At 59.2% G+C, this 17,471-nt stretch carries 14 protein-coding genes; 9 read left to right on the top strand and 5 right to left on the bottom strand.

Annotated elements, in window-relative coordinates:
* Window positions 1-142 precede the first annotated feature (142 nt).
* The 6 genes from HDF16_RS18375 to ribA all read left to right on the top strand — a co-directional run bounded on the left by HDF16_RS18375 (window position 143) and on the right by ribA (window position 7,221).
* Complete coding sequence (locus HDF16_RS18375; RefSeq protein WP_184219894.1) at window positions 143-760, top strand: NADH-quinone oxidoreductase subunit B; 618 nt, start codon at window positions 143-145, stop codon at window positions 758-760.
* Between the two features lie 272 nt (window positions 761-1,032).
* On the top strand, window positions 1,033-2,664 hold the full coding sequence (locus HDF16_RS18370) for an OmpA family protein (RefSeq protein WP_184219891.1): 1,632 nt from the start codon (window positions 1,033-1,035) through the stop codon (window positions 2,662-2,664).
* A 164-nt stretch (window positions 2,665-2,828) separates the two neighbouring features.
* Window positions 2,829-4,847 carry a WD40/YVTN/BNR-like repeat-containing protein gene (locus HDF16_RS18365; RefSeq protein WP_221312879.1) on the top strand — a complete coding sequence of 673 codons (2,019 nt, stop codon included), beginning with the start codon at window positions 2,829-2,831 and terminating at the stop codon, window positions 4,845-4,847.
* A 23-nt stretch (window positions 4,848-4,870) separates the two neighbouring features.
* Complete coding sequence (gene mqnE / locus HDF16_RS18360) at window positions 4,871-6,022, top strand: aminofutalosine synthase MqnE (RefSeq protein WP_184219888.1); 1,152 nt, start codon at window positions 4,871-4,873, stop codon at window positions 6,020-6,022.
* Window positions 6,023-6,034: 12 nt separating this feature from the next.
* The gene (locus HDF16_RS18355; protein WP_184219884.1) at window positions 6,035-6,490 is read left to right on the top strand and encodes a GNAT family N-acetyltransferase; all 456 of its coding nucleotides are present in this window, start codon (window positions 6,035-6,037) and stop codon (window positions 6,488-6,490) included.
* A 92-nt stretch (window positions 6,491-6,582) separates the two neighbouring features.
* Window positions 6,583-7,221: a GTP cyclohydrolase II gene (gene ribA, locus HDF16_RS18350; RefSeq protein ID WP_184219881.1), complete on the top strand. Its 639-nt coding sequence runs from the start codon at window positions 6,583-6,585 to the stop codon at window positions 7,219-7,221.
* Between the two features lie 220 nt (window positions 7,222-7,441).
* Here ribA and HDF16_RS18345 read toward each other — a convergent pair whose 3' ends face one another.
* Together HDF16_RS18345 and HDF16_RS18340 are read right to left on the bottom strand one after the other, a co-directional pair.
* Complete coding sequence (locus HDF16_RS18345; protein ID WP_184219878.1) at window positions 7,442-10,186, bottom strand: ABC transporter permease; 2,745 nt, start codon at window positions 10,184-10,186, stop codon at window positions 7,442-7,444.
* A gap of 2 nt (window positions 10,187-10,188) precedes the next feature.
* Complete coding sequence (locus HDF16_RS18340) at window positions 10,189-10,530, bottom strand: PadR family transcriptional regulator (RefSeq protein ID WP_184219875.1); 342 nt, start codon at window positions 10,528-10,530, stop codon at window positions 10,189-10,191.
* Between the two features lie 172 nt (window positions 10,531-10,702).
* Between HDF16_RS18340 and HDF16_RS18335 the strand changes: the two genes are divergently transcribed.
* Window positions 10,703-12,442, top strand: a complete 1,740-nt coding sequence (locus tag HDF16_RS18335; protein ID WP_184219872.1) for a peptide-N4-asparagine amidase — start codon at window positions 10,703-10,705, stop codon at window positions 12,440-12,442.
* Window positions 12,443-12,497: 55 nt separating this feature from the next.
* Here the strand turns inward: HDF16_RS18335 and HDF16_RS18330 are convergent, their stop codons facing one another.
* The 3 genes from HDF16_RS18330 to HDF16_RS18320 form a co-directional block, all read right to left on the bottom strand.
* Complete coding sequence (locus tag HDF16_RS18330; protein ID WP_184219869.1) at window positions 12,498-13,742, bottom strand: vWA domain-containing protein; 1,245 nt, start codon at window positions 13,740-13,742, stop codon at window positions 12,498-12,500.
* Between the two features lie 353 nt (window positions 13,743-14,095).
* The gene (locus HDF16_RS18325; protein ID WP_184219866.1) at window positions 14,096-15,637 is read right to left on the bottom strand and encodes a sigma 54-interacting transcriptional regulator; all 1,542 of its coding nucleotides are present in this window, start codon (window positions 15,635-15,637) and stop codon (window positions 14,096-14,098) included.
* Between the two features lie 69 nt (window positions 15,638-15,706).
* Entirely contained in the window at window positions 15,707-16,015 is a 309-nt protein-coding gene (locus HDF16_RS18320; RefSeq protein WP_184219863.1) for a tetratricopeptide repeat protein, read from the bottom strand.
* A gap of 68 nt (window positions 16,016-16,083) precedes the next feature.
* Here HDF16_RS18320 and HDF16_RS18315 point away from each other — a divergent pair, with 68 nt between their 5' ends.
* Entirely contained in the window at window positions 16,084-16,608 is a 525-nt protein-coding gene (locus tag HDF16_RS18315; RefSeq protein WP_184219860.1) for an acyl-CoA thioesterase, read from the top strand.
* 25 nt (window positions 16,609-16,633) lie between these two features.
* The gene (locus HDF16_RS18310) at window positions 16,634-17,467 is read left to right on the top strand and encodes an Mrp/NBP35 family ATP-binding protein (protein WP_184219857.1); all 834 of its coding nucleotides are present in this window, start codon (window positions 16,634-16,636) and stop codon (window positions 17,465-17,467) included.
* Window positions 17,468-17,471: the final 4 nt, after the last annotated feature.

Genomic DNA, 17,471 nt, shown 5'->3' with positions numbered 1-17,471 from the left:
AGTCAAACCCGCCGCAGATACTGCTAGGCAACCGCAGGAGAGATTTTCCATCGGGCCAACTTTTTGCCCTTTTGCGACATCCATAAGGATTAGTCCAAGATTCAACTAACTTTGTGGTGACACAGGTTTTATACTCAACAGCATGAGCAATCCAGCAGATCAGATCGCGTCCGGTGGCCAAGCCACCGCCTCCTCCCAGAAGAACGACCGCTATTTCTTTGGCACCCTCGATAGTTTTGGCAAGAATCAGCAGAAGCTTGAAGAGGTAAGCTGGGGTTACGATCAGCCTGACGGCATCGTGCTGGCTTCGATGGATGCAGCGATCAACTGGGTGCGCAAGAACTCGATCTGGCCAATGACCTTTGGCCTTGCGTGCTGCGCCATCGAGATGATGTCCATGGGCGGGTCGCGGTACGACATCGCGCGATTTGGTGCGGAGGTCTTCCGCCCCTCGCCCCGGCAGAGCGACCTGATGATCATTGCCGGTCGCGTCTCGCAGAAGATGGCTCCGGTCATCCGCCGTCTCTACGAGCAGATGCCTGAACCCAAGTGGGTAATCTCGATGGGTGCCTGCGCTACCTCAGGAGGGGTGTTCAACAACTACGCTCTTCTCCAGGGTGTCAACCAGGTGATCCCGGTTGATATTTACGTTCCGGGATGCCCGCCACGGCCCGAACAGCTTCTCTACGCCATCACTCTACTTCAGGAGAAGATTCAGCACGAGAAGGGTACAGTGAAGAAGACTTTGAACCTTGCCTGAGTTTCATTGGTAAGGATTGTTGCTGAACTGCAAGCTTGTATTCTTGAAACAAATCCTGATTCCCAGGCGTAACACGATTACTGTAAAGGCACGAGGCGATTTTTTCTGGAGGCGTAGTCCGGAGAATCGTTGGTAGAGTACATGTGGTTAGCTTGCGGCAGAATCGGTCCGGAAGGACGGTTTACTGCGGTACACTTTATTTTCAACGACATTGCACAGGCTTCAATCAGCAGAGCCTGCAATTTGGTAAGAATTCCGCGGAGGATAGTCGAATGGTTCATCGCTCGTTTCGTAATATCGGTCGGTTCGCACTGGCTGCCTGCGCAGTCAGCATCGGGGCTGTAAGCCTCAATGCACAGACTGCAGCCCCGATGGGGCCCAATCCCTCGCGTGTGGATGTGTTTGCGGGGTACTCGTACTTTGGCACGCACAGCCCACTCAACCCCTCGGGAGTGCAGTACAGCTCCGATAACTACGGTGCCATCGGCAGCGTTGCCTACTACTTCAACAAGTATGTGGGCGGCGAAGTCGTCTTCGTAGCCCATCCGGATGGAAACAACGACAGCCTCTACACTGTCTCCGCCGGTCCGATCTTCCGCGCTCCGATGCAGAACTTCACCGTCTTCGCTCACGGCCTCGCCGGTGGCGCGGACCTTCTCGGGCCGAATGACGATTCGGCAGCCGGTTTCTCGCACAACCCATACCAGTGGGGAGTTGGCCTGACCGCCGGCGGTGGTATGGACTACGACATTCCGTACTTCAACAACCGCTTCTCGCTCCGCCTTTTTGAGGCTGATTACCGCTACGTTCACGCAGACTTCGGTCCTTACAATGCAGCTCCGACCCCGGGTGTTGGCGGCGGCCGTGCGAACATCAATGCGATCGACCTGAACACCGGTATCGTGATGCACTTCGGCCACGTCATTCCACCTCCGCCTGTGACCTACGCCTGCGCAGTGTCGCCCGCAGCTGTATATCCCGGCGACCCTGTCACCGTGACCGGAACCCCGACCAACCTAAACCCGAAGAAGACTGCTACCTACACCTGGTCTGGCGACTCCGGCGTTACCGTCTCGGGAACTTCGAGCACCGGCAATATCGACACCAAGACGCTTGCTCCTGGGACCTACAACGTGAAGGGTCACGTCTCCGAAGGCTCCAAGCCCGGCGAGATGGCAGACTGCACGGGCAGCTTCACCGTGAAGGCATTCGAGCCGCCGACCATTTCGTGCTCGGCTAGCCCGACCACCTTGGCCCCTGGCGACTCCTCGACCATCACCGCTACCGGTAACAGCCCCCAGAACCGCCCCCTGACCTACAGCTACAGCTCCACGGCTGGTTCGATCAGCGGCAGCAGCTCTACGGCAACCCTGTCGACGTCTGGCGCGGCTCCTGGAACCATCACCGTCACTTGCAACGTTGTAGACGACAAGGGACAGACTGCATCGGCAACCACCTCGGTTTCGGTCTCTGCTCCCCCGCCGCCTCCGGCACCCACGACCTCGGCTCTCTGCTCGATCAGCTTCGAGCGTGACACCAAGCGTCCGGTCCGTGTCGACAACGAAGCCAAGGCCTGCCTCGACACGATCGCTCTCAGCTTGCAGCGTTCCACCGATGCGAAGGTTGCGATAGTTGGCAACGAAGATGCCAAGGAGATGAAGTCCAAGAAGCTCGACAAGAGTGCTGCTGAGCGTGCAATCAACGCGAAGGACTACCTTGTCACCGAGAAGGGCATCGATGGATCGCGTGTAACTCTCTACACAGGAACCACCGACTCCAAGACTGCAACCACGACCCTCATCCCTGCTGGAGCAACCTACGACTCGGCCGGTGCCACACCGGTTGACGAGAGCTTGTTCAAAAAGGTTGAGAAGAAGGTAAAGCACATCGTTCACAAGAAGTAACCTCGCAACCCACCGCGGTACAAAGGCTGACTGGGAACCTCCAGTCAGCTTTTGTGCTGAAGGCGGTCTGATCCACACGAACTACGCACGTTTCACCCGTGCGAAGCGCATTTACGATGCACCTGCGGCACAGATTTCAGCACTTCGAGTGTCTCGACTTACAGATGGGTTCCCAATTGATCCTTCAACGCCTCCGCTTCTCTCTGCTGCTCTGCCTCACTCTTCTTCCCATCAAGGGCTATGCCATCGACTGGTTCCCCTTCGGCCCGGATGGTGGCGACGCTCGAGCTTTCGGTGCTGATCCTCGCGACCACAATCACCTCTATCTCGGCACAGCCAACGGCTGGATCTACGACACCCACAACGGAGGCCAGAGCTGGCAGCGATTGGCGCGAGTTGGCAAGCGCGATGACCTGGTCCTCGATAGCATCATCGTCGACCCCTCCGACTCGAAGCGCATCATCGTGGGGACTTGGGTGCTCGGCAGCACCGACGGCGGCCTGTTCATCAGCATTGACGCAGGAGCAACCTGGTCCAACATCAAGGACATGGACCACCAGTCTATTCTGGCCCTCGCCATGGCCCCGTCCGACTCGAAGACGCTCGTTGCCGGAACTCTCAAGGGAGTCTTTCGCTCTACCGACGGCGGCCAGCGCTGGTCGCTCATCAGCCCGGCCGGGAGCACCGAGATTCACGAGGTTGAGTCAATCGCAATTGACCCCGGAAATCCCCAGATCATCTACGCCGGGACTTGGCACCTTCCCTGGAAGACGACCGACGGCGGCGCGAACTGGCACAACATTAAGCAGGGAATCATCGAAGACTCTGACGTCTTTTCGATCATCGTCGACCCCAAACAGCCGCAGACCGTCTACGCTAGCGCTTGCTCCGGTATCTACAAGAGTGACAACGGCGGCGAAAAGTTCGCCAAGATTCAGGGCATTCCTTCGACTGCTCGCCGCACCCGCGTCCTGATGCAGGACCCGCTTCGCCTCTCCACCGTCTTCGCAGGAACAACCGAAGGACTCTACCGTACCGACGACTCCGGCTCGCACTGGATGCAAGCGACCAGCGCTGACAACATCGTCAACGATGTCTACGTCGATCCCACAAACTCAAAACGAGTGATGATGGCGATCGATCGCGGCGGAGTTCTCGCCAGCAACGATGGCGGCGTCAGTTTCGCGCCCTCGAATGTTGGCTTCTCCTCTCGCCAGGTCACCGCGATGATCTCCGACATCCACCGCCCCGCCGAGATCTTCATCGGCGTCGTCAATGACAAAGTCTGGGGCGGCGCCTTCTACAGCGCGAATGGCGGCCTCACCTGGCAACAGCGAGCCGAAGGGCTCGACGGCCACGACGTCCTCAGCCTTGGAGAAGCTGCCAACGGTACCTTCGTCGCCGGAACGGAGCGCGGCCTCTACGGCTACGATCCGAAGCAGTTTTCATGGCAGCCCGCCGGCAACATCGTTGTTGCCGCATCACACGCGCCAGCTCGCGAGAAAGAAACACCTGCCCCGACGACCCACGGAAAGCGTCCCGCACCGGCTTCTCATCGCGCCACAGCGCCAGCCGTACGAGCCACCGGTACGAGAATCGAGTCAGCCGTCCTCGCCCTGACCCGCATCGACGAGGAGCTCTGCGCGATCACGGCAGAAGGCATGTACTCCACAACAGACCCCGCCAAGGGTTGGCAACGCGTCACTACCCTTGCGCCCGATTCATGGCGCTACCTCGCGAGCGCTCAATCCATCGCCGTCGCCTCCAGCCTCAAGTCCATGGCCATCTCCGTCGACTCCGGCCGCACGTGGAAGTCCATCGTAACCCCCTCTGGCCTGAGCCAGATCGGCTCGGTCGCTGTCGACGACACCGGAGAAATCTGGGTTGGTGGTCGCGAAGGCCTCTTCCTCTCCACCGACAACGGAGCAAGCTTTGCCCCGTTCGACCGCATTCGCACCAGCGACGTGAACAGCCTCTTCTTCGATAGCCGTGGCTCGCGCCTCGTCCTGACGGGGAATGGAGCCTCGACCATTGCCTACTCCATCCACCTCCCCGACAAATCCGTCAAACACTGGGAGACGGGATGGAACATGCGCTTCCTTCGCCCAGTCGGGGAAAACCTGATTGGCGCAACGATGTTCGATGGCATGGTACTTCAGCCCGTCATGGTGCAATCGAAGTAAAGCAACGGCGCTAGAATAGAGCTATGGCTTACGCAGGAACGAGATCGCAAGCGAGGCACTCCTTTCAAACAGGCGACAAGGCTCTCTGGCCTATCGCCGAAAAGGTCCAGGCCGGTCAGCGGCTGAACTTCGACGACGGCGTCGCACTCTATCGCTCAGGCGACATTCTCGCCGTGGGCTGGCTCGCCAACTCCGTCCGCGAGAAGCTTCACGGCGACCTCGCCTACTTCAACGTAAACCGGCACATTAATCCGACCAACGTCTGTGTCGCTTCCTGCCGCCTCTGCGCCTTCGGCAAAAAAAAGGGCGACGCCGGAACCTACACCATGGCCCTCGAAGAGGCCTGGGAGACAGCCGGCACCGGACTGACCGAAGCTGTCACCGAGTTCCACATTGTCGGCGGCCTTCACCCCGATCTCCCCTTCGAATACTTCATGGACCTCGTCCGCGGCCTTAAAGTCCGCTTCCCTCAAGTCCACGTCAAGGCCTTCACCATGGTCGAGATCGCCTTCCTCGCCAAGCGCGGCAAGATGACCATCCCCGAGGCCATCCAGCAGATGAAGGACGCCGGTGTGGATTCGATGCCCGGCGGCGGCGCGGAGATCTTCGCCGACCGCGTCCGCCACATTATCTGCGACCACAAGATCGATGGTGGCGAGTGGCTGGAGACCGCCCGCACTGCCCACAAGATGGGCCTTCGCTCGAACGCGACCATGCTCTATGGCCACGTAGAGAACGACGAAGACCGCGTCGACCACATGCTACGCCTGCGCGAAGTGCAGGACGACACCGGCGGCTTCCAGACTTTTATCCCGCTCGCCTTCCACCCGGACAACACCGTGCTCGGCCACATCCCGCGCACTACGGGCATGCTCGACATCCGCCAGATCGCCGTTGGTCGCCTGATGCTCGACAACTTCAGCCACATCAAGGCCTACTGGCAGATGATGACGCCGCAGATCGCGCAGCTCGCCTTGCGTTTCGGTGCCGACGACGTCGACGGAACCGTCATCGAGGAGAAGATCTACCATGACGCCGGCGCCACCACACCGCAGGGCATGCGTCGCTCCGACCTCATCCGTATCATCACGGAAGCTGGTCGCGTACCCTTTGAGCGCGATACGCTCTATCGCGCTGTTACTCGCAGCGAAGACTCCTTCACCATCTCGGTGTAGCCCGGGGCCGCCATGCGGATTCGTGGATATCGTGTGGGTGATGTCGAGGCCATGTTCCAGCTCGACATCGCCTGTTTCACCCCGCCCTACCAGTTCGATCGCGAGATGATGCAGGAGGTCGCCGAGGCCCCCAACGCGATAGTTGTCGTCATCAGCGATGAAGGCGATGCCATGCTGGGCTTTGTTATCGTCCACATCGAACGCAAGGGCCGCAACCGCTACGCTTACATCATCACCATTGACGTCGCTCCATCAGCCCGCCACGAGGGCATTGGCGCAAAGCTTCTGCAGGAAGCCGAAGTGCAGGTCAGCGCTGGCGGACTCCACAGCATCGGCCTGCATGTAGCTGTCGACAATACCTCCGCCATCGCCTTTTACCAGCGACAGGGATATCAGCAGATCGCCACCGAGGAAAACTTCTACCGGGAAGCCGCGACCGACGCGTTCGTCTACGTGAAGCCTCTGTAAGTGCCTTGCCCGCCGTGCCACAACGGTTGCTGCATCGAACCATCCACCCGAGCCATCCAAAGTGTGTGCCTACAGAAACGTATAATCGCAGAATGCCGTTTGAGTCCGTCCGCCAGGTTGCCAACGCCGACTTTCCTACCCGCTGGGGACACTTCCGGATCTACGGCTTCGAAGGCATCATCGATCACCCCGAGAGCTGTAACTCCGAGATTGCCGCACCGCTGAAGCGTGTCGAGTCCGCCGTCGCTCTCGTCATGGGCGATGTCCACTCCGAGCCGCCGATCGTCCGTATCCACTCGCAGTGCCTCACCGGAGACGTCTTCCACTCCCTGCGCTGCGACTGTCGCCAGCAGCTCGAACTCGCCCTCGCCACTATCGCCGACAAAGGCGCAGGCATCCTCCTCTACGAGCAACAGGAAGGGCGGGGAATCGGCCTTATGGCCAAGCTCCGCGCCTATGAGCTCCAGGACCGCGGCCGCGACACCATCGAGGCGAACCTCGAACTCGGCTTCAAGGCCGACTGCCGCCAGTTCGAACTCCCTGCCGAGATGCTCAAGCTCCTCGGCGTAAAAGCCGTCCGCCTGATGACCAACAATCCTGAAAAGGTCGAAGCCCTCGTTGAGGCTGGCATCGACGTCGTCGAGCGCATCTCCGCCGACGTCCCCAGCGAACCCACCTTCGAAAAGTATCTTCAGGTAAAGCGCGAAAAGATGGGCCATCTGGTCGGCTAAAGCAACGCCGTCCGTAGCCCAATCTTTTGGCCCTTTTAGACTCCGTGTCCCACTCATCGCAGTCTCACCGCGATGAGTGGGACACCCGCAAATTCCGCAGGCCTTCCCACTCACTTCTGAAGCATCGACGTTGCTTGTCATCCTTCGACAAAGTTGGAGGCGTGCTTTCGCAATCGCCTGGGTGCCGCACATCTCGATTTGAGATGTGAGATTTCTCCCTCTACTCGTGCCGTAGCGCCACAATCGGATCGATCCGCGAAGCCCTCCTCGCCGGGCCATATCCCGCAGCAATCGCCACAACAAAGAGCACAGCCGCCGCACCGATCATCGTGGCGGCGTCCATCGCCTTCAACCCATACAGCATGGTTGACACAAATCGCGTCAGCCCAAACGCCCCCGCCACACCCAGCGCGATCCCAGCGACAGCCATCCATATGCTCTCCCGCAGAATCATCCGAAGCACCATTCCCGCGCGCGCTCCCAGCGCCATCCGCACGCCGATCTCATTCGTCCGTCGCGCCACATCGTAAGCCATGATGCCGTAGATGCCGATGCAGGCCAGCGTCAGTGCCAGCAAGCCGAAAGCTCCAGTCAATGTCGCAAAGAGTCGCTCTTGGCTGATGGTCGCGTCGATTTGCTCCTGCTGGGTGCGGATGTCGCGCAACGGCAGATCGCGATCGATCAACTGCACCGCCGCGCGTAGCCGAGGCAGTAGATCCGTGGTTGGGATAGAAGTCTTCACCGCATAGGTCATCTCCGAGTCTTCCGCGGACTGATTGTAGAGAATGTAGAAGGTAGGATCGATGGTCTCGCGAAGGTCCGTGTACTTGGAATCACGCGACACTCCGACGATCTGGTAGACCTTGTCGTTGTCTCCTTTGAACGTCCTGCCAATCGGGTTCTGGTTTGGATAGAACCGCTTGACGATTGCCTCGTTGACGACGGCCACCGCCGGCGAAGTCGTCGTATCGGTCGCTCCGAAGCCTCGGCCATAAAGTATGGGGATGCGGAACGTGGAAAAGAAAGTCCGCCCAACCTCGTTCACATTGGCGACAGCAGTCCCTTCGGCGGGCTTCGGCTGGTCCGTAGGAACGAAGTCTGTATTCGACATGCTGCTCGCAAGCATCGGTAGTTGCGTCAACGTAACCGACTGAACCCCAGGCACCGCCGCAATCTGTTCTTCAATCCTCGCGTGCAGCGTGATGTCTCTGGGCTTGGGATAGCGGGCCTCCGGAGCCTGCACATCGAACAGGAGAATCCCCGATGGATCAAAGCCGATCTCCGCCTTGCTGAGATTGACCAGCGTTCGCGCAAAAAGTCCTCCACCGGCCACCAGCAGCATCGAGAGCGCCACCTGGAAGACAACCAGAGCGGGACCGGCGAGCCCCTTCCGCCGCCGTGTACTGGCTGCGCTCGATTCCTTCAGCCCGGTATTGACCTCGGTCCTGGTCGCCTTCCATGCTGGCCCAATCCCGAACAGGACACCGGTCAGAATCGAGAGCGCCGCCGTGAACGCGAATATCTTGAGATCGAAGCGCGTATTTAGCTTTGTGGGATCCCATGCGGATGTGAGCAGATGTGGAATCGCACTGCGACACAGATATCCCAACATCAGCCCCGCCGTGCCTCCGAGCGACGAGAGCAACAGGCTCTCAGTCAGCACCTGGCGCATTACACGCGCACGCGTGGCCCCGAGCGCCATGCGCACGGCAAGCTCGCGCTGCCGCGACGATGACCGTGCCAATAGCAGGTTGGCAAGATTCGCCGACGCCAGTAGAAGAACCAGCGCTGTCATCGCCAGCAACACAAAAATCGGCTGCTTGAAGGTACGATTCAGGCTCGCCATTCCCTGGCTGCCGTCGCTCAAGACGAAGGTCGGCATCTGGTCATCCTTGCCAACCTTCATCGTCGCTCGTATGTCCTGCTCGAGCCAGACCGAGATCGCGGCGCGTGCTTCGCTGTCCTTTACGCCTGGCTTCGTGCGCGCCATCACCTGCAGCCACCAATTATCTTTATTCGACAGCAGAGATGCCTTGCCCGTCGGAAATAGAACAGGCTGCATACTCAACGGCAGAAACACGTCAGGTGAGGATTGAACGATCGCAGCCCCTGTGAAATCCGGCGGGTTCACCCCGACAATGGTGACCGGAATCAGGTTCAACTCGATCGTCTTGCCAATCACCAAGGGCGATCTTCCGAACATGCGGCTCCATAGCCCGTCGCTGATGACCGCGACCGCTCCGGCTCCCGGAACTGCATCGTCGCTCGGCTTAATCGCGCGGCCAAGCGAAGCATGCACTCCCAGCTGCTCATAGTAGTTTCCCGACACGACCTCGGGGCTAACGACGTCGGCGTGGCCGTCGACCGAGATGGTCATTCGCCGGGGATCCTTGAAGGCAAAGAGGTCGCCGATCACCGGATGCGCCTGGTTCTGCTGCCGCAGCAGTTGATATGCAGGATATGAAAAAGAGCTGGTGTACGTGCGCCCATCTGGGTTTCTGAAGAAGCTACCCCAGACGCTGTGGACCGGACTCTTCTTGTCCAGCAAGATGGCAAACAGCCGAAGCTCTCCCGGCTTCCTTACTGCTAGCCGGTCCAAGAGCACGCCTTTCGCCAGCGTGAAGATCACCGTATTCGCTCCAATGCCCAATGCCAGCGAGGCAATAGCCACCAGTGCAAATCCTGGTGTGCGCCGAAACATCCGCGCCGAATACAACAGGTCTCCACGCAGCTCATCGAACCAGCGCAGCCCCAGCGCCTGTCTCATACCATCCGTGTGCGTCGCCACCGGGCCGAACTCTACCTTCGCTTGTCGCAGCGCCTGAGACCGGGTGAGCCCCGCAGCCTCAAGATCAGCAGCGCGACTCTCCACATGAAACCACACTTCAGATTTCATCTCGTTCTCAAGCGTGGAGCGGTGAACCAGGGACCGAACAAACGAACGCAGACGTGTAGGCAAGCTCATGGCTATATCTCCTCGCTGGTGGTCTTCAGGATGGTCGCCATCACCGCGGCCATGCGGTTCCAGCGATCTTCTTCGGAGCGCAACTGCTTCTTGCCGGTATCGGTGAGCGAGTAGAACTTCGCTTTACGATTGTTGTCCGACTCGCCCCACTCGCTAGCAATCCATCCCTGGTGTTCAAGCCGATACAGCGCGGGATAGAGCGATCCCTGCTGAATCTCAAGCTGCTCACCCGAGATCTGCTGAATCCGCAGCAGCACGCCGTAACCGTGAAGCGGCCCTAGCGACACCGCTTTCAGGATCAGCAGGTCCAAAGTCCCTTGCAGCAGATCGACCTGTTTGCCCATGCTTCTCTCCTTGATTGTCTAGGAGAAAAATTATCAGCGCTCTCCTAGCCTGTCAAGGAGAACGCCCCGCCATCTGTTGTCATCGGATAACAACTTGAGTGTCTAGTCTCCACAAATCTGCAACTTTTATGTTAGTTTGAGCAGCATCCTGCTAGGCCTGAAAGGATCTCCCGTGCGTATTCCGAACTCCTCCACTCCCTCCCCGCGTCGTTGCCGCCTCATTGCTGGATCAACCCTCCTTCCGCTTGTCTTCGCCGTCTCTCTTTCTGCTCAGGTTGTCATCGTACCCGCCACCCCACAGGTCGGGTCGTCAAACCCCGTCAGCGCTGAACCCCTTGTCAGCCGCCCCGAGAGCAAGCCCTGCATCGTCCCTCTGCTCAAGGAACAGCAGTTCGAAGGCTTCACCCCTGTGGTCATGAACTACATTCCCCCGGCCAAGTGTGCCGGTCCCTGGGCGAAGGTCGTCTTCACCGCTGACTTCACCGTCACCGCGGGCCGCCAGTTCGACCGCACCGCGTCCTTCTACCTCGGACATGCCAGCATCTACTACGGCACCACCGCCGAGCCGCGTAGTGCGCTCAGCCCTTCCTGGCACGTCGAGCGCGACGTCACCGATCTCTCTGCCATCCTCAAGATTGCCGAGACCGGAGAGGCCAACATCGGCAACGAGGTCGACTCCACCTACACCGGCATCATCTATGCGAACGCCGCCTTAGAGTTTTATCCAGCCTCGTGGAAGTCGCCCGCGCCCGTCGTTCCGGATGTCGTCGTACCCGTGAATGGCACCGGCGGAGATGCAGGCACCGTCAACTCCGGCCAACAGATCACCCAAGTCTTGAACCTCCCCGCAAACACCGAGAAGGTCTTTCTCGACGTCATCTCGCAGAGCCAGTCCAGCGATGAGTTCTGGTACCTCTGCGTCCCCAACGACCAGACCGGCAACCTCGAGAGCTGCGGAAACACCGCGTTCCGCGAGACCGAGATCACCATCGACGGCAACCCAGCCGGCGTCGCTCCGGTCTATCCGTGGATCTACACCGGCGGCATCGACCCCTACCTGTGGGAGCCGATCACCGGCGTCCAGACCCTCAACTTCAAGCCCTATCGCGTCGACCTGACGCCCTTCGCCGGCATTCTGGCTGATGGCGAGCCGCACACTGTGGGCATCGGCGTCTACAACGCGGACAGCTACTTCCTCGTCACCGGCAACGTTCTTGCCTACACCGACAAGGGCCGCAAGCACACCTCCGGCGGCATCATCAGCAACACGCTCACCTTGAACCCGACACCCACGGTCAATGAGAACCTCGTCACCGACGCCAACGGCACCACCACCGGAACCGTCGCCGTCGGATCGAAGCGTAAGTTTGAGATCAAGGGCTACGTCGATACCTCGCACGGGCGCGTCGAAACGACCGTCGAGCAGGCGGTGGACTTCCTCAACACCCAGACCGTCGATGTAAACCCGAACATCGGACCCGACGATCAGGATGTCGTGCAGACCACCACGGTCGACTCTGTGACCACGACACGCACCGGCTACCTTACGGAGAAGACCACGCAGCACTTCTCCTATCCGCTGAATCTGAACTATGTCTTCGTCTACAACCCCGACGGAAGCTACACGCAGACCGTGACCTCAAGTCAGAAGGACATCGCTCGCGAATCGAAGGCGATCAACGGCTACGAGTTCTTCAAGAAGAAGTCGGATGAAGAAGTGAACTCGGCGGACGTATTGCAGTTCAGCTCGTCATTCAGCTTGACTGCGGCGGGTATCGGCAACTCATCGGCCAGCTACACCAGCAAGGATAGCGAAGGCCGTTGCTATAGCCGTTCGTTGACGGCTGCCAACCAAAAGCTAACCTCGGTCACCGACGGCAAGGCCTGCAAGGACCATGACGATAGGTGGTAGTCTGCTGCCCCAAACGAAGAGGCCCGGCGAATCTTGCCGGGCCTCTTCGTTTGTCCTAGTGAACCGTCTTCATCCGCCGCGACATAAAGTCCATCAGCAGGTAGCTGCCCAGCTTCTCCGGGCTTGTGAAGTACGCCTTACCCCGGCACATCGCGCTCACCTTCTGCACAAATTGCACCAGCGCGTAGTCTTGAGCCAGCATGAAGGTATTGATCATGATGTTCGACCGCTTGCACCGAGAGACCTCTTCAAGCGTCTCCGCGATCACCAGCGGATCGAGCCCAAACGCATTCTTGTAGATCCGTCCATCGGGCAGCGTCAGCGCCGAAGGCTTGCCGTCCGTGATCATCACAATCTGCTTCATGTCTTTATTCTGTTTCGCAAGGATGCGCTGTGCCAGTCGCAGCCCATCGCGCGTATTCGTATAGTGGGGCCCCACCTTCACGCGCGATAGCTGCGAGATCGGCACCTCTTCCGCGTAGTCGTGGAAGAGCACAAGGTTCAGCGTGTCGCCAGGGAACTGCGTGCGGATCAGATGCGACAGTGCCATCGCCACTCGCTTCGCCGGCGTGAACCGGTCTTCCCCATAAAGAATCATTGAATGCGAGCAATCCAGCAGCACAACCGTCGCGCACGACGACTGGTAGTCCGACTGATGCACATGAATATCCGAGTACTCAATCATTAGCGGGCTGCGCTCTTCACCATCGATAGCGGTGGCCAATCCCTCACGCGCAAACACGCTCGAAAGCGTTGCCGTAATGTCGAGATTCAGCGTGTCGCCAAACTCATAAAGCTTGCTGCTCCCATTCGTCTCCACGCCCGAAGCCTCATGCCGCGTGTCATGCCGTCCCAGGTTCGACCGCCCCAGCGGCCCCAGCAACTCCCGCAGTGCCTTGTAGCCGAGGAAGTCCATCCCCTTATCGGTCACCTCGAATTTTGCGTTGGCCTCGCCTTCACCGTTCTCGCCTTGCCCCTGCTGCGGCTGTTCGGCGTTGATGAAGTTCTGCTCCTGCATCTTCTGAATGATCTGATCGATCAGCTCTTCAACCTGCTGCGCATCAAGCTGCTCGAACTTCTCCTGCGACTCTTCGTCGAACAACTCACCCGACTCAAGCGCCTGCCGTATGGCTTCACGCAGGTTCTCCATCGTCTGCTCGCCATCGAACTCCTGATAGGGCGAAAAGGGATCCTGAAATCCGGAGTCGAGCAAGAAGTCAGAGAGCGCCTGCATCAGGTCTTCGAGGCCGAAGGAGGAGGATAGATCGCCGGTGAACTTGGTGTAGCGTGTGCGTTTCATTTCGCTGTACCTGTTTAAACTCTTGTGTTGTAGCGGCGCCAGAGGCCAATTCAGAACTGCGCTTCATCTTCCGATCCCGAACGCATTGAATGAGACCCAAATCTCGATCCTTCACGGCGGAAGTATCCGATGTTCTTAGTTGCATCTAGGCTGGAATCATGTGATTCGAAGAGCGTTGTGGTTGACGGATATGGATTGAGTCTTTCTTCTTGCGCTTTCGCTATATCGTCTGTCTCATGTTCAGCCAGATGGGCCGCGAATTGTTCTGCGCCCACGAACCGCCTATCGCATCGTAGACACCGAGTGTATTCACTTTTTTTGTCTACCATCCAAGCCTCCCGGCGACACGACGGCTAGTTAAATCCCCGGCGCGTCCGGTTCTTATAATCGTCCCGCTCGATCTCACGCTCGCGCATCTTCTCCGCGTAGTTTGCTGCATCGTTGTTCCGTTGCTTCTTCTCCGCAGCCGTGAACGTCCGTTCTTCGCTGCGGCTGATGCGCTTGTGCGCGTACATGCCTTCGAGCAGAAACTCCGCCGCACTCACCGCGATCTCCGGCTTCGACTTCGAGTTGATCTGCAGCGGCGAAAGCTTCTCGAACAGCCCCTGAATCTGCTTCAGCTCGTCCTGCGAAGTGGTAGCCGAGAACTCGTCCGTCAACGCCACCGTCCCGCCGAGGTTGAACCACTGCTCGATCTGCTGCGTGTTCGTGCCGGTAAAGTACTCATCGAAGATTGTGGCGACAGCGCCGCGAATGATCTCGCGAATGACAACATCCGCCCCCCGCATCTCGCCTTCATACTCCAGCTCGATCTTGCCTGAGATGCCTGGCAGCGCCGCATAGATATCGCCGATCCGAGGCACGGCAACCGACTCGCCATGAATCAGCGCCCGCCGCTCCGCATTCGAAACCACCAACTCCATCGTCGAGATCGGCAGCCGCTGTGATACTCCCGACCGCTTGTCAACCTTCTTGTCCTCGCGCGCGGAGAAGGCGATCTGCTCCACCACCTGCCTGATGTACGTCGGTATCTCAACCTTCAGCTCACCACCGCGCTTGGTCCACGCCTCCTGCTGCGTGATCGCGATGCCTTCGTTGATATTCTCCGGATAGTGCGTGCGAATCTCCGACCCAATGCGGTCCTTTAGCGGAGTCACGATCTTGCCACGAGCCGTATAGTCCTCGGGGTTGGCCGAAAAGACGATGGCCACATCCAGCGCCAGCCGCACCGGGTAACCCTTAATCTGCACGTCGCCTTCCTGCATGATGTTGAAGAGCGCCACCTGGATCTTGCCCGCCAGATCCGGCACCTCGTTGATGCAGAAGATGCCGCGATTGGCCCGGGGCAGCAGCCCGTAATGCATCGTCAGTTCAGAGCCCAGGTCCTGATTCGACCGCGCCGCCTTGATCGGATCGATGTCGCCGACAAGATCGGCAACCGTCACATCCGGCGTCGCCAGCTTCTCCACGTAGCGATCGTCCGGCGACATCCACGCGATCGGCGTCTCATCGCCCATCTTCGCAATCAGATCCTTCGAAAACTTCGACAGCGGAGCATACGGATTGTCGCGCAGCTCCGACCCGGCAACATAAGGGCTCTGCGCATCCAGCAACGTAGTCAGCGAGCGCAGAATCCGCGACTTCGCCTGTCCACGCAGCCCCAGCAGAATGAAGTTGTGCTTCGACAGCACCGCGTTCACAATCTGCGGCACAACCGTATCTTCGTACCCAACGATACCGGGAAACAGTGGCACCGCACTCTCGACGCCCGCACGCGATCGAAGCCGAGCGATCAAGTTATCGCGAAGCTCATCCTTTACAGAGCGTGCGAGACGGGCCGGAGTGTATTCACTGGCGCGGAGAGCGCCTAAGGTCGAGGGTAGAGTGGTCGCCATGTCTAAGTATAGATGTCGGCGACAGCTCAGGGATGCACCCAGCTTTACCGTGTGCGTGAGGTGGAGAAATTACGCGAGTTCGTCCAGCAGCCCCTGCATCTCGCTCGCAGCATGGGCATTCCCAGTCCGCGCCGCCGCCGCCAGCCCCTGTTGCAGCAGCGTGATCGCCTCTTCCGACCGGTTCATCTTCGCCAGCGTCTGCGCCGACATCTGATAAGCAGGCACATAGTCGGGGTTGTGCTCGATGGTCCGAGCAAACTCCGCCAGCGCTGCATCGAGCTTCGCTTGGCTCAGATACTCCATCGCCAGACCGTAGCGGGCAAAGGAATTGGCGGGGTCGACGGCAAGAAGTTCAGCGAAGGCGGCAAGTCTATCCATGGTCAAGTTGAATTCTAGCGTGCTCCGGCGTGAAGAGTTGTGAAGACGGCAAAGTATGATGGATACGAATGAGTGAGCCAACCCAGACAGCCCGCACCGTCGCCGAATCCCAATCCGAGCGCAGCGAGATCGTCTTCCCCAACGACTCCAACGGAATCGGCAATCTCTTCGGCGGCCGCCTCATGCAGTACATCGACCTCGTCGCCGCCATGGCCGCCTCGCGCCACGCCCGCGCCATCTGCATCACCGCCAGCATGGACCACCTCGACTTCGTTGCTCCCGTCAAAATCGGCGAGCTGCTCATCCTCAAGGCCAGCGTCAACCGCGCCTACCGCACTTCCATGGAAGTGGGAGTCCGCGTCATGGTCGAAGACGTTCGCCAGCAGAAGCTCCGCCACGTCTCTTCCGCCTATTTGACCTTTGTCGCGGTTGACCAGACCGGCAACAAGCTGGAAGTCCCGCAGGTCATCCCCGAAACAGAGCACCAGAAACGCCGCTACGAAGACGCTGGCAGACGTCGCGAGATGCGGGCAGAAGAGACCAGACGCAAGCGCGAACAGCGCGCGGAACTTACCCCAACCTGGCACATCTAAAGGGAATTCGATTGGAGATCATCTGATGGCAGCACATGGAATGCAGCAACCAGCACCTCAACCCCTACCCGGCGTAGCGCATGTAGTAGCGGTCGGCAGCGGTAAAGGTGGCGTAGGCAAGACCACGGTAGCGGTAAATCTTGCCGTAGCCCTCAGCAAGCTCGGCTACAAAGTTGGCCTTATCGACGCTGATATCTACGGACCCAATGTCCCGATGATGCTCGGCGTCACCCGCCAGCCCAACATCGTGGGTGAGAACATGATCGAACCGATCGTCTCCCACGGCGTGAAGTTTATCTCGGTCGGCCTCATCTCTCCCGGTGACAAGCCCATGGTCATGCGCGGACCCATGCTGCATCAGATCATTCGACAATTTCTGCAGCAGGTTCAGTGGGGCGAGCTCGACTTCCTCATCGTCGACCTTCCTCCCGGCACCGGCGACGTCGTCATCTCGCTCGTCCAGACCGTCCCGCTCACCGGTGCCGTCGTCGTGTCTACTCCCAGCGATGTAAGTTTGCAGGACGCTCGGAAAGCCCTCGAAATGTTTCACCAGGTCAAGGTCGAGGTCATCGGCATCGTCGAAAACATGAGCCACTTCACCTGCCCGCACTGCCAGCAGGTCATCGACATCTTCTCCTCGGGCGGTGCGGAACGCACTGCGGCCCAGTTCGGCCTCGAATTCCTCGGCTCGCTCGAACTCGACCCGTCCATCCGAAAAGGCGGAGATTCTGGTCTCCCCGTCTCCCTAGCCGGCCCCGACTCCGAGATCGCGAAGGGTTTCTACGAGATAGCCCGCAAGGTAGCCAGTGCTGCGGTAGAGATTGCCGGACGCACAGATGATGTCCTGGAGATCACCTAGAGTG

It is taken from the genome of Granulicella aggregans (assembly GCF_014203275.1).
In the GTDB taxonomy this organism is placed as follows: domain Bacteria; phylum Acidobacteriota; class Terriglobia; order Terriglobales; family Acidobacteriaceae; genus Edaphobacter.
This window is presented reverse-complemented; position numbering and strand designations above follow the sequence as displayed.